This is a genomic window from Sanguibacter antarcticus, from assembly GCF_002564005.1.
Classification (GTDB): Bacteria; Actinomycetota; Actinomycetes; order Actinomycetales; family Cellulomonadaceae; genus Sanguibacter; species Sanguibacter antarcticus.
Genome location: NZ_PDJG01000001.1, coordinates 3166972 through 3179763, shown reverse-complemented (window position 1 = coordinate 3179763; position 12792 = coordinate 3166972). Strand labels below are relative to the sequence as shown.

Here is a 12792-nt window from a genome sequence, read left to right as displayed (position 1 = left end):
ACAGAACTATCACCTCAAGAGGGACTCTCGTCCGTGGGAGAAGTCCCCGCAGGAGCGCCCGCGACAGAGGCTCCTGCGGCAGGGGCTCCCGAGGCGGGACTGGTCGCGGCAGGACTGCTCGCGGCCTGGTCGTCGGTGAGCTCGTCGACGACGAGCAGGTCTGAGCGGACCTTGCCGGTCCGGTAGCCCGCACGGCCCACCATGTGCGCCGCCACCGGCGCCGTCATGAGCTGGAAGACGGCGACGAGCACGAGCATGCCGAGGACCTGGAGGTTGCGCACCCGGAGCGCCTCGCCGGTGAGGAGCAAGATGAGCCCCAAGACCTGCGGCTTCGTCCCCGCGTGCATCCGGGAGAGCAGGTCGGGGAACCGGACCACCCCGACGCCCGCCGCGAACGCGAGGAAGGCTCCGGCAAGGAGACAGGCCGCTGCAGCGACGTCCGCGATCGTCGTCCACGTCATGACTCGTCCCCTGTCTCGCGCTGGAGGGCCGCTTCTTCCGCCGCGACCTCCTCGACGCTCCGGACGCGCCCTTCGCCCTCAGGCTCGACAGCGGCGAAGCGCGCGACGGTCACGGATCCGACGAAGGCCACGAGGGACAGGACCACGAGGATCGGGAGCGTGTCCGTCCGTCCGGAAAGGGCCGACTCGAGCACGATCGCCCCGACGATCGCCGTGACGAACACGTCGAGGGCGATCGTCCGGTCGAGCATCGACGGTCCACGCTCTGCGCGGACCAGGGCAAGGATCGCTGCACCCGCGAGGAGTGCGCCGCACACGATGGCGACGACGGTCATGAGGTTCTCCCGGTCGGTGGGACAGGTGTCTGCGGGCCGGGCGGGAGCGTCGGCGGGAGCGTGCTCGACGACGGTCGTGCACGTGCGGAGCGGGCGATCCCGGCCCGGGAGAGCTCGTCGTCCGACGCGATGGCGCGCATCACCCGGTCCTCGAGCGCGTGGACGTCGTCCCGCACCTTCTCGACGCCCCCGTACGCCTCGAGGTTGAGGATGTGCAGGTAGAGCATCCCGGTGAGCCGGTTGGCCTCGATGACGACCGACCCGGGCACGAGCGAGCTGAGCTCGGCGACGAGGGTGAGGTAGAGATCAGACGAGCTGCGCAGGCGCACACCGACGACCGCTCCGCGCGGCGTGCGGCCGAACCGGAAGGCTTCCATGGTCACCTGGACCGAGGCGTTCACGAGGTCGATCGCGAAGCGCACGACGAGGTGCGCGAGAGCGAGCGGGCGCAGCCGTCCGTGGAAGTCGATCGCCGGCAGCGGCATGGCGACGGTCACGACGCTCGCGACGAGGAGACCGCTCACGAGGTTTCCCCAGGCGATCTCGCCCCAGAGCATCATCCACACGGCCGTGAGCCAGACGATGGAGGGCCAGTGCGCACGGAGGCTCCGTCGGCGGCGGTGGATGGTCATGATCCCCCTCCCGAGGTCTCGCCGGCACCGGGTGCGCTCTCGGTCACCCCGTCCGTCTCGGACGGCTCGTCGGCGGACTCGCCCGACCCACGACCGTCGGGTCGCAGGACCGCGTCGACGTACGCGTCGGTGTCGAGCAGCGTCCGGGCGGCGCGGTCCGTGTACGAGTACAGCGGGCCTGCGACGACGGTGATGAGGAGCCCCAGCCCGACGAGCGCCGTGGTCGGTCCGACGAGGCTGAACGGGAGCCTCGTCTCAGGGATGGGCTCGGGCGGCGTCTGCCAGAACGCCTTGTTCCAGGCCTTGACGATCGCGTAGAGCGTGAGGACAGACGTCACGACGCTGCCGACCACGAGCGTGTAGGCCAGCGGGGTCCCGGCCTGGACGCCCGCCTGGAGCAGCCCGATCTTGCCGAGGAACCCGGACAGCGGCGGGATCCCGGCGAGGCTCATCGCCGGGATGAAGAAGAGGACCGCGAGCCCGGGCGCGATCTTGGCCAGCCCGCCGAGGCGCTCGAGGGACGTCGATCCACCGCGTCGCTCGACGAGCCCGACGACGAGGAACAGCGTCGTCTGGACGGTGATGTGGTGCGTGACGTAGAAGATCGACGCACCGAGCCCGGCCCGGTCCGCGAGCGCGATGCCGAAGAGCATGTAGCCGATGTGGCTCACGAGCGTGAAGGACAGGAGACGCTTGATGTCGTTCTGGGCGACCGCGCCGAGGATCCCGATGACCATCGTCGCGAGCGCCAACCACATGAGGAGCGTGTCGAGCCGCCCGTCGGTGAACAGCAGCGTCTGCGTCCGGATGATCGCGTAGACGCCCACCTTGGTGAGCAGGCCGGCGAAGACGGCCGTGACCGGTGCTGGGGCGGTCGGGTAGGAGTCGGGGAGCCAGGCGGAGAGCGGGAAGATCGCCGCCTTGATCCCGAAGGCCAGGAGCAGCAGGAGCTGGAGGACGAGCTGCACGCCCGGGTCGAGCTCGGGGAGCCGCAGGGCGAGCTGGGCGAGGTTCACCGTGCCGGCCGCCGCGTAGACGAGCGCGATCGCCACGAGGAAGATCAACGACGACAAGAGGGCGACGACCACGTAGATGGACCCTGCCCGGATCCGTTCGCCGGTCCCGCCGAGCGTCAGCAGGACGTAGCTCGCGGCGAGGAGGATCTCGAAGCCGACGTAGAGGTTGAAGAGGTCGCCCGCGAGGAAGGCGTTCGAGACGCCCGCGGCCAGGACGAGGTAGGTCGGGTGGTAGATCGAGACGGGCGCGGCCTCGTCGCCGTCCGTGATCCCCTGGCCGAGGGAGTACAGCAGGACGCAGAGCATCACGGTGCTCGAGACGGTGAGCATGAGAGCAGACACCCTGTCGGCCACCAGATCGATGCCGACCGGGGCGGCCCAGCCGCCGATGTCCACGACGACGGCGCCGTTGTCAGCCAGGACGAGGAGGGCGGTCCCTGCGCAGACCATGAGGGTGAGCGCGACGACGCTGATGATGCGCTGAGCCACCGGGTGCCGGTACAGCGCGAGCGTCAGCCCCGCGGCGAACAGCGGCATCACCACCGGGAGCGGAACGAGCCACAAGAAGTCGCTCATGCGTCGTCCCGCCCGGTCTCGTCGCGGGCCTCTGCTGCTTGCTCGTCGATGCTCTCAGTGTCTTCCTGTGCGTCGAGGTCGTTGAAGGACGGAGCGTTCTTTGCCGCGAGGCGCACGATCCTGCGGTCTTCGAGGTCGTCCTGGACCTCGTCGTGCCCGTGCAGCTGCCACGAGCGGTAGGCCATCGCGAGGACGAACGCAGTGAGGGCGAGCGTGATGACGATCGCTGTGAGGACCATCGCCTGCGGCAACGGGTCGCTCATGTCCTCGCTCGCGGTCGTCCCGACGATCGGTGGCCCGCCCGCGGCACCGCCCGCGACGAGGAAGAGGAGGTTCACGCCGTTGCCGATGAGGATGAAGCCGACGAGCACTCGCGTGAGGCTCCGCTCGAGCAGCAGGTACACGCCCGAGATGAACAGCGCACCGATCGCGACGACGAGGACGAGGCTGGGGCTCATGTCGATCATGTCGTCGCCGGTCATGCGGTCACCTCCGCGTCGGCCCCGTGGTCGCGGGGATCGCTGGGATCGCTGGGATCGCTGGGGTCCCTCTGATCGCCTGCGGACCCAGGAACGTTGACGTCGACATGGCGGTCGATCTCCGCGCCGAGGGTGCGCAGGATGTCGAGGACGAGGCCGAGGACCACGAGGAACACCCCGAGGTCGAAGAAGAGAGACGTGACGAGCTTGACGTGCCCGAGCACCGGGACGGTGACCTCGACGATGACGCTCTGGAGCACCTCGCCGCCGAGGATGAGCGCGAAGAGACCGACGCCCGCGGAGAGGAACAGCCCGACGCCGAGGAGGACTCCCGGTTGGACGGGCAGCGCCTCACCGAGCTCGTAGCGGCCCCCGGCGAGATACCGCACGATGAGCGCGATCCCGACGACGATGCCGGCCGCGAACCCTCCGCCCGGGGCGTTGTGGCCCGAGAACAGCAGGAAGAGCGCGAAGACGATCATCGAGTGGAAGAGCAGCCGGGTGATGACCTCGAAGATCACCGAGCGGCGCAGCGGCGCGAGCGTGCGCCCGCCCGGCAGCCACACGCGGTGGCGCAGCGTCGTGCTGCTCGAGGAGGAGGCGGAGGCCCTGGGGGCTGCGCTCAGTGCGTGCGGGTCGAGCTCGGTGCGGCGCGCGAGGCTGCCGTCGGCTCCGGAGACCCCGCCCTCTCCTGAGGAGTATCCGGCCGAGGTCTCCTCGGTGACGTTCTGCGCCCGGAAGATCTCGCCGCCACGTCGGCGCAAGAAGACGAGGGACGCGACGCCGGTCGCGGCGACGAGAAGCACGGAGATCTCGCCCATCGTGTCCCACGCACGGATGTCCACGAGCGTGACGTTGACGATGTTCTTCCCGCCACCGAACTCGTACGCCTCCTCCGGGAACGCGACGGACACCCGCTCGTGGATCCTCGCGCCCGGGATGATGACCGCCATGCACATGACGACGACGCCCACTGCGGTCGCGATGCCCAGCCGCACCCACCGGGTCGAGGCGAGCGGCCGGTTCGAGAAGTACGGCGGGAGGCGACGCAGCACGAGCACCATGATCACGAGCGTCACCGTCTCGACGAGCACCTGCGTCAGCGCGAGGTCCGGGGCGCCGTGCAGGAGGAAGAGCAGCGCGACGCTGTAGCCGCAGAACCCGACGAGGAGCACCGCCTTGAGGCGACGGCGTGAGCGGGCGACGAGGACGGACGCGACGACGATGACGACCACGGGCAGGACCTGGGCCGGGGTGTCCCACATGCGCACCGACTCCGGCCAGGTCGTCTGGGTGAGCAGCACGCTCCCCGGACCGACGACGAGGACGATGAGGATGATGCCGAGATAGAACGGCAGCGAGCCACGCTGGGTGACGGCGGTGACGTCCGCGGCGAAGTCGTCGAGCCCGCGCATGAACCGCCGGTAGGCCCGGTCGGCCTCGACCACACGGGGCATCGCGGCCTGGAACCGCTCGACCGCCGTGCGGCCGACGAAGAGGAGCACGCCGCCACCGAGGACGACGAGCGTGAGGAAGAACGCCGGCCCGAGACCGGCCCACAGCGCCAGGTGGCCGGCCTCGCCCGTGGGGTACGTGTCAGCGTGCGGGCTGAGGAGAGACTCCCCCGTGCCCGGCACGAGCCCAGCCACAAGACCGAGGACCGCCAGCGCGAGCGCCGGACCGACGAGGAGCAGCGGCTGCCGCTCGATGGTCGACGGGTCGATCATCGCCGTCTCGACCGTCGCGCCCTCGGCGCTCACTCCCACGACCGGGATCGCCGGCGAGGAACGCTTCGTGGCGAACGCGCCCCAGAGGAAGCGCAGGCCGTACGCGACCGTGAAGATCGAACCGACGACGACGGCCGCCACGACGAGAGGCCCCACCCAGTCCGGCCCGGCGAGGACCCCGTCGTGCACCAGGGACTCGAGCGCTGCCTCCTTGGCGACGTAGCCCGCGAACGGCGGCAGACCGATCATCGAGAGGGTCGCGAGGGTGGCTGCCACCGCGGTCGTGGGAAGAGCCCGCCCCACGCCGGTGAGCCGGCGCAGGTCGCGGGTACCGGTCGCGGCGTCGACGACCCCGACCGTGAGGAACAGCGCCGCCTTGAACAGGGCGTGCGCCCCGATCATCGCGAGACCGGCGAGCGCCGCCGAGCGGCTGCCGAGCCCGACGAGCAGGATGATGAGCCCGAGCTGGGACACCGTGCCGAACGCGAGGACCAGCTTGAGGTCGTTCTGCCGCAGGGCCCGGTACCCGCCGAGCAGGAGGGTGCCGCAGCCGAGCACGACGACGATCGTCACCCAGACGGTCAGGTGCGAGTACGCCGGAGCGAACCGGGCGACGAGGTACACACCTGCTTTGACCATCGCGGCCGCGTGCAGGTACGCGCTCACCGGTGTGGGGGCGACCATCGCAGCCGGCAGCCAGAAGTGGGTCGGCACGAGGGCCGACTTCGTCGCAGCCCCGACGAGGAGACAGACCGCCGCGGCAGTCACCGCTGTCCCGGACGGCGGGTCGGCCAGGAGGCCAGAGAGGCTGTACCCGGTCGCGGACGTGGTTCCGAGGATGACGATGCCGCAGAGCATCGCGAGCCCGCCGGCGGTCGTGATGATGATCGCCTGCATCGCGGACCGACGGCTCGCCTTGCGGTCGTGGTAATGCCCGATGAGGAGATAGGAGAAGACCGTCGTCAGCTCCCAGAACATGAACATGATCATCATGTCGTCAGCGGTGACGAGACCGACCATCGCGCCCGCGAACGCGACGAGCACCCCTCCGAAGCGACCGAGCCCGGAGGCGCTCGCGGCGAAGTAGGCGGAGCAGTACACGAGGACGAGCGTGCCGACCACACCGACGAAGAGGAGCATGAGCCACGAGAGGGTGTCCATGCGGAACGAGAGGTTCACCCCGAGGGCGGGGATCCACGAGAGGCTCTCGGCTGGTCCGTCGCCGTGCACGACGCGGTCGGTCCAGCTGAGCGCGTAGACGGTCGCCGCTGCGGGCGCGAGGGCCATGACGAGGAATGCTCGCCGGCCCCACCACGAGACCAGCGCAGGCGCGGCTAGTGCCACGAGGGCATGTGCAACGAGCAGCAGCAGCACGTCCGCTCCGTCCTGTTGTGGGCGGGTGGTCGGTTCAGTTGTGAGGGATCTGCTGCGAGTTTACCAAGCGGAGAGGCGTGTTCTCGACGCAGCAGGGCGGTCCGGGAGCCGTCCGGACCGCCCTGGAGCTCGTCGGGAGACGCTCAGACGTCGTCAGGATCGAGGAGGAACTCGTCCTGGTCGGCGACCTCGCCGCCCACGGCCTGGAACAGGGCTCGCGTGAGCCCCGCGACGACGCCCGATGCGCGGGTCCGGGAGATCTTCAGGTCGAACGACGGGCGCTCGCGCTGCCAGTCCTCGAGGTTCTCGGGCGTCCAGCGCACGACATAGGTCACCGCACCGTTCTTCGCCCACTCGAGGCCCTTGATGGTGAGAGGGACCTGGTCCACACCGCTGATCTCGACCGACACGATGCCGTCCTTGCCGAGGTCGACCTCGACGCCGTACCCAGAGAGCGGAGGCGGCGAGGTGAGCGCGGCGATGTCGAAGGCGTCGGCGCGCTCGTGAAGACCCCGGAGCTGCTCGGGCGTGAGCGGGCTGTCGACGAGAGCCGGCACCGCACCCGTCGAGGCGGGCGGCCCGCCCCAAGACACACCGGTCATCGCGAGCTCGGACCGCCGGTCCGCCGTGCGGCACACCGAGAGCGCGGCGTCCGGGTCGAGCCACACGTCGGAGAAGATCGTCATGTCGACGGCGACGGCGGGGTCAGGGGTGACCGTCGTGTGCTCACCGTCTGCCACCTCGAAGCGGACGGACCCGCCGAGACGGCGACCGACCGCGACGAGCCACTGCGCGACCCGCCACTCCTCGCGGACCGGAGAACCCGCCGCGAAGATGCGAGCGAGGCCGTCACGGTCCCCGCCTCCGCGGAACGGTGCCGGGCCACGCTCGCGGGGGCACAGGACGTCGAAGACCATGCTGACCGTGTGGTCGAGGTCGAGGGCGGTGCCGTCGTCGACGGCCGGCGCGTACGGGCCCGAGATCAGGGTGTGGCGCGACAGACGCAGGACGCCCGGCGCGAGGCGGACACCCTCGGGGGTCTGCTCCTCGGCGGGGGCGATCTCCCACCGTGCGGCGGGGAAGCGGGCGAGCGCGAGCGTCTCCACCTCCGAGGTGTCGACGTCGTCGCTCACGCCGAGCAGGTGCCGGACGTAGAGATCCGCGATCGGGTGCGCCGACGTCGCGGGCATCGGGGAGAGGAGGGGGGTGGAGGAAGGGGTGCTCATGGTGTCAGATCTCGGTCCGGTGGAAGTTCTGGGAGGAACGCGATGCGGTCGGGCCGCGTTGGCCCTGGTATCTCGACCCGTAGCGCGCCGAGCCGTACGGGTGCTCGGCAGGGGACGAGAGCTGGAAGAAGCAGAGCTGGCCGATCTTCATGCCTGGCCACAGCTTGATCGGCAGGGTCGCGACGTTGCTCAGCTCGAGCGTCACGTGCCCGGAGAACCCCGGGTCGATGAACCCTGCCGTCGAGTGGGTCAGGAGCCCGAGCCGGCCGAGCGACGACTTGCCCTCGAGGCGTGCAGCGACGTCGTCGGGAAGAGTCACCGCCTCGTACGTCGAGCCGAGGACGAACTCTCCCGGGTGCAGGATGAACGGCTCACCAGGGGCGGCCTCGACGAGCCGGGTGAGGTCCGGCTGGTCCTGCGCCGGGTCGATGAACGGGTACTTGTGGTTGTCGAACAACCGGAAGTACCGGTCCAGCCGTACGTCGATGCTGGACGGCTGGACCATCTCCGGCTCGAACGGGTCGAGGTGTATGCGGCCGGTGTTCAGTTCAGCGCGGATGTCGCGGTCGGAGAGGAGCACGGTCCAACCGTAGCGGATCCGACATCCCGCCCACTGGCGCGGACGTCAGTCCCGCAGCGGCCTGCCCGACGCGTCCCGCGAGTAGGTCCCGGTCTTGTCCGTGAGGTAGAGGATGCCTTCGATGAGACCCCAGATGGCGCTCACCCAGATGAGGGTGCCGAACGAGATCACGGTGATGAGGAGCATGACGACACCGATGCCGGTGTGGCCGAGATAGAACCGGTGCACACCGAAGTACCCGAGGAAGATGCCGAGAAGGCCAGCAGCCATCCGCGACTTCGCGTTCGGGTCCTGCTGCGTCCACGGACCACCAGGGCCGCCGGGGTAGCCCTGGTAACCCTGCGGGGCTCCGTATCCCTGCGGGCCACCGGTGTATCCGGGCTGGTACGGCTGCCCAGCACCGTAGGGAGACTGCTCCCCTCCGGTGTACCCCTGAGGTGCCGGCGGCTGGGTGCCACCAGAGGGGTCCTGCTGCCATGCCGGCTGGCCGGACGGGGGCAGCTTGTCGTGGTCGGGCTGGTTCTCGTTCGAGGGGGTGCTCACGGTCGGCGCTCCTGTTAGGTATGCTCTTCATTGCGCGCACCACCTGCTGGACGTAGGAGCAGGCGGGAGCGTCGTGCGGATGTAGTTCAATGGTAGAACTTCAGCTTCCCAAGCTGATAGCGCGGGTTCGATTCCCGTCATCCGCTCCACAGACGAAGGGCCGGTCCTCACGGACCGGCCCTTCGTGCGTCTGCGGGGGCACGTGCCTCTGAGGGGCACGCTCGTGCGCCGGTCGTCGCGCTGGCGGGACGACAGAGGCCCTCCGGTACATGCACCGAAGGGCCTCAAGATGGCCGCTGGTCTCCAGAGGGGCGGCGACGTCCATTCCACCCCCTCGACACCGCGCAACGTGGCGGCTCGGTATCCCCTGTCGAACCTTGGCTGAGCCGGTCACCCCGGTGGTGCGTCGACTCGAAGCGGATACCTCTCACGGCCGTGTGACCATCCGGTCCAGACGCGTCCTGCGACGTTGCCCACAGCCCGCCGACCCCGACAGACCTAGCCGTGGGGCCGAAGAGAAGATGCGCCGTTCTCCGGAGGGTCCGGACATAGCCGGTGGTCGCTCGCGGGGTTGAAGCCGCTCCCGAGTCCGCCGGTTCTGTCTCTACCCCAGTTGTAGCCCCGCGTCACGAACGCCGCAAGAGGACCTTGTCCCCCATTCGCCGCGGATCTCTCCATGCACAGTTCTCCACAGGCTGTGCACCGAGAACGTCCACAGATCCACAGCCCTGTGGACAAGATCTGTGGATAACTTGGGTGAGAACGTCAGACCGACACGGAGTCGATGTCGTGGAGGTGGTGAACCACGTCGTGCAAGAAGTAGCGGCCGAACGTCAGGACGGTGAAGACCGAGCCGTTCGATCGCAGCCCGGTGCGCGCGAGCTGGCTCGGCATCACCTGGTCGAAGCGCTCAGCCACCGCGCGGCCTGCCTCCTCGAGCTCGACAGCGACGGTCATCGGGTTCAGCGACGCGTACCGTGCCTGCTCGGCGGCAGCGTCCTGGTCCCAGTCGTCGAACGTCGGGTCGTCCTCCCGGAGCATGAGGTCGAGACGCTCGGCGAACAACCGAAAGACGTCGCGCACGTGCGCCGCGTACTCGAGCGTCGACCATGTCGTCGCGTCCGGACGCACCCGGGCGTCGGGACGCATGAGCGCGGCGGTCCACCGTGGGATGCCTGCCCGGACCTCTGGACCGATCTGGCCGATCGAGATCTCGGTGGCCACGAACCCGCACTCCGGGCACGGAGCCGTGAGGACCCAGGTCCAGTCCTTGGTGTCCGGAGGAATGCTCTCGCCAACCATGAGACTCATGATAACGACGGCAGGGGGACTTCACGCGAGATATGAGGCATCCCTCATGAAGCCGTCCGCATCGACGACGATCCCGCCGATCGCGGTCTGCAGCGCCAGCGTCAGCCTGTTCACCACCGGTGCCATCCGGGTCCGCGCGATGGAGTACAGCTGCGACGACTGCTCGAGACCGAGGTCTCCTTCCGTCCCCGGCCCCCAGCCCACCCGGTAGGCGAACGGACCCGAGTCGCGCCACGGCACGGTGTTCAGCACGAGCGGCAGCATCTGGGTGCGATGGAACCGCACCGTCACCGTGCCGTCGTACGGCGTCTCGGCTCGCAGCGAGTACTCCTGGGGACCGTCGAGGGTCGCCGTCGACGTGACGAGCTGCGCCTGGACCAGGATGGTACGGGCGAGCGCCAGAGCCCTCTCCGCCTCGAGCGCGTTCGGGCTGAAGAGCGAGAGGTCGACCGCAGTCCGGGGGTCGGGGACGACGGGCGTCCCGCCACCGTCGACGAGCACGGCGCCGCGGGCGTGCCGCGCTGCCGCGACGAGCCACCGTGCGACGAGGAGCTCGTCTCCCACTGGCCTGCCGCCAGGGAAGGCCCGGACGAGGTCGTCGTGCGGGTCGACGTCCCCGGTCGGGGCGGCGCGCCTGGCCCGGCCCTCCACGTGAATCGCGTATGCGCTCGAGCGGCGTGACGGGAGGTCGAGCGCCTGCGTCTGGGCGGCGGTGAGCGGGTAGGGGCCGCGGAGCGTGACGCGGGGGGCGAGGAGCATCTCGCCCGGGATCGCCTCGGCCGGCACGTGGACCATGCCGCGCATGCGTGCGCCGCCGCGCGGCTGGGGACGTGCGGCGAGGTCGCCGTCGACAGGCTCGCGGACCCACCGTGCATCAGCGAACCAGGCGCGGGCGAGCGCGAGGACGTCGACGTCCGACGACACCGCGAGGACGTGGTCAGATGCGTGCGGCGCCGGGACCGCCGTGCCCAGGAGTGCCGTCATCCGGATGACGATACGTGGAAAATGATGCGGCGATATTTCATCCACACATCGTGGCCCCGCGCCAGGGAAGGGCAACCTTCGATGCGGGTGCTGACACAAGGTGGAACACTGTCACAATGCCGAAGATCATTGGTGGGTCGCTCCACGAGCACCGCGAGCAGACTCGCCAGCGCCTCTTCACCGCACTCTCCGCGCTCATGGCCGAGCGCGGCTTCGACGCGATCACGTTCGCCGAGATCGCAGCAGCCGCGGGGGTCGGGCGGACCGCCGTCTACAACCACTTCGCCGACAAAGAAGCCCTGCTCATGGGCTTCATCACGTTCGAGACCTCACGCTATGTCGAGACGCTCAGCCGCTCGCTCGACGGCGTTGACGACCCGGTCGAACGGCTCCGGACCTACGTGCAGGCGCAGGCGCGCCTCACCCGGGTGTTCCATGTCGCCCCCGGGCCCGACCTCCGGACGGTGCTGTCCCGCGGCACGCAGCAGCGCCTGCGCGAGCACGCTGTCCTCGTCGAGGACATCCTGCGAGAGATCCTCGCCGAGGGCATCCGCCGAGGAGAGTTCCCGGACCAGGACATCGCGACGTCCGTCATCCTCGTCAACGCCTGCCTGTCCGGCCGGTCCCTCCCCGAGGAGTCCGTCGCCCGCGCCCACGCGATCACCGCGACGGAGGCCTTCGTGCTGCGCGCCGTCGGTGCCGAGGTGCCTCAGAGCTCCGTCTCGGCGAGCACGATCATCGCGTCACGCACGAGCAGCGCGGTCCCTGTCCCGTTGCGGTCGTAGGTCGCGGCGAACCGAGGGTCGTCGGCATACAGGTGAGCGAGACCCACGACGTACTCCTTCGTCAGCGGCGCCCCCGTCGTCGCCTCGGCAGAGACCGCGAGCCATGCGACCTGACGACGCGCGAGAGCCTGGACCTCGGCGCTGTCCGCGGCGAGGCCTGCGGCGCACGCACGGCCGAAGTCCGTCCCGATGTCGTGCTGGGTCTGGAGAAAGGCCTCCTTCTCCGAGGCGCTGAGACTGCTCCACCAGCGGGTGCTCCGCTCGGACGTCTCGGCGCCCCAGCGCTCCTGGACCTCTCCTGCGTACCGGGTGTGGTCGAAACCGTCGAACATGCTGTGTGCCATGGGGGATGTTCCCTTCTCGAGTGCGGTGATCGTGGCCTGGACAGCGACGACCTGACGTGCCACGCGCTCCTGCTCGTCGCGGAGCCAGGCGAGGTGCGCGCCGAGCGCGCGGACCTCGTCGCGCTCGGAGTCGAGCGCCTCGGCGATGGCCGGGAGGCCCAGCCCAAGGTCGCGGAGCAGCAGGATGCGCTGCAGCCGGACGAGCGCCGGGGCGTCGTAGTACCGGTAGCCGTTGGTGCCGGTCCGGCTGGGGCGCAGGAGCCCCACGTCGTCGTAGTGACGCAGGGTGCGGCTCGTGGTCCCGGCTGTGCGGGCGATCTCCTGGATGGACCAGTCGTTCGTCGTCATGTCTGCCACGCTAGACCTTGACGTAACGTCAAGGTCAAGGGTCCACCAAACGTCTCCAAGGCCACATTCCG

13 protein-coding genes and 1 tRNA gene are annotated in these 12792 nt (G+C 69.6%); 2 read left to right on the top strand and 12 right to left on the bottom strand.

Annotation, left to right across the window (positions count from 1 at the left end; genetic code table 11):
• Positions 1 to 14: 14 nt before the first annotated feature.
• From mnhG to ATL42_RS16790, 9 genes are all read right to left on the bottom strand, one after another.
• On the bottom strand, positions 15 to 461 hold the full coding sequence (mnhG, locus tag ATL42_RS14535; RefSeq protein WP_098455967.1) for a monovalent cation/H(+) antiporter subunit G: 447 nt from the start codon (positions 459 to 461) through the stop codon (positions 15 to 17).
• Complete coding sequence (locus ATL42_RS14530; protein ID WP_098455966.1) at positions 458 to 796, bottom strand: MrpF/PhaF family protein; 339 nt, start codon at positions 794 to 796, stop codon at positions 458 to 460. Before ATL42_RS14530 ends, mnhG begins: the two co-directional genes overlap by 4 nt.
• Entirely contained in the window at positions 793 to 1428 is a 636-nt protein-coding gene (locus ATL42_RS14525) for a Na+/H+ antiporter subunit E (RefSeq protein ID WP_098455965.1), read from the bottom strand. The genes ATL42_RS14530 and ATL42_RS14525 overlap by 4 nt, the downstream gene beginning before the upstream one ends.
• On the bottom strand, positions 1425 to 3020 hold the full coding sequence (locus ATL42_RS14520; RefSeq protein WP_098455964.1) for a Na+/H+ antiporter subunit D: 1596 nt from the start codon (positions 3018 to 3020) through the stop codon (positions 1425 to 1427). The genes ATL42_RS14525 and ATL42_RS14520 overlap by 4 nt, the downstream gene beginning before the upstream one ends.
• Entirely contained in the window at positions 3017 to 3487 is a 471-nt protein-coding gene (locus ATL42_RS14515; RefSeq protein ID WP_098456606.1) for a Na(+)/H(+) antiporter subunit C, read from the bottom strand. The genes ATL42_RS14520 and ATL42_RS14515 overlap by 4 nt, the downstream gene beginning before the upstream one ends.
• Before the next feature lie 11 nt (positions 3488 to 3498).
• Positions 3499 to 6600, bottom strand: a complete 3102-nt coding sequence (locus ATL42_RS14510) for a Na+/H+ antiporter subunit A (protein WP_098455963.1) — start codon at positions 6598 to 6600, stop codon at positions 3499 to 3501.
• 143 nt (positions 6601 to 6743) lie between these two features.
• Entirely contained in the window at positions 6744 to 7826 is a 1083-nt protein-coding gene (locus ATL42_RS14505; RefSeq protein ID WP_098455962.1) for a hypothetical protein, read from the bottom strand.
• A gap of 4 nt (positions 7827 to 7830) precedes the next feature.
• Positions 7831 to 8406 carry a dCTP deaminase gene (gene dcd / locus ATL42_RS14500; RefSeq protein ID WP_098455961.1) on the bottom strand — a complete coding sequence of 192 codons (576 nt, stop codon included), beginning with the start codon at positions 8404 to 8406 and terminating at the stop codon, positions 7831 to 7833.
• A 45-nt stretch (positions 8407 to 8451) separates the two neighbouring features.
• Positions 8452 to 8949 (bottom strand): TM2 domain-containing protein, encoded by a 498-nt coding sequence (locus ATL42_RS16790; protein ID WP_098455960.1) that lies wholly within the window; start codon positions 8947 to 8949, stop codon positions 8452 to 8454.
• Between the two features lie 75 nt (positions 8950 to 9024).
• Here ATL42_RS16790 and ATL42_RS14490 point away from each other — a divergent pair.
• A tRNA-Gly gene (locus ATL42_RS14490) sits at positions 9025 to 9098 on the top strand.
• 616 nt (positions 9099 to 9714) lie between these two features.
• Here the strand turns inward: ATL42_RS14490 and ATL42_RS14485 are convergent.
• Complete coding sequence (locus ATL42_RS14485; RefSeq protein ID WP_098455959.1) at positions 9715 to 10251, bottom strand: DinB family protein; 537 nt, start codon at positions 10249 to 10251, stop codon at positions 9715 to 9717.
• 30 nt (positions 10252 to 10281) lie between these two features.
• Entirely contained in the window at positions 10282 to 11244 is a 963-nt protein-coding gene (locus ATL42_RS14480; protein ID WP_098455958.1) for a hypothetical protein, read from the bottom strand.
• A 116-nt stretch (positions 11245 to 11360) separates the two neighbouring features.
• Between ATL42_RS14480 and ATL42_RS14475 the strand changes: the two genes are divergently transcribed.
• Positions 11361 to 12029 (top strand): TetR/AcrR family transcriptional regulator, encoded by a 669-nt coding sequence (locus ATL42_RS14475; protein ID WP_098455957.1) that lies wholly within the window; start codon positions 11361 to 11363, stop codon positions 12027 to 12029.
• On the opposite strand, the gene ATL42_RS14470 is transcribed toward ATL42_RS14475, so the two are convergent.
• Entirely contained in the window at positions 11954 to 12721 is a 768-nt protein-coding gene (locus ATL42_RS14470) for a MerR family transcriptional regulator (protein WP_098456605.1), read from the bottom strand. The genes ATL42_RS14475 and ATL42_RS14470 overlap by 76 nt on opposite strands.
• Positions 12722 to 12792 lie beyond the last annotated feature (71 nt).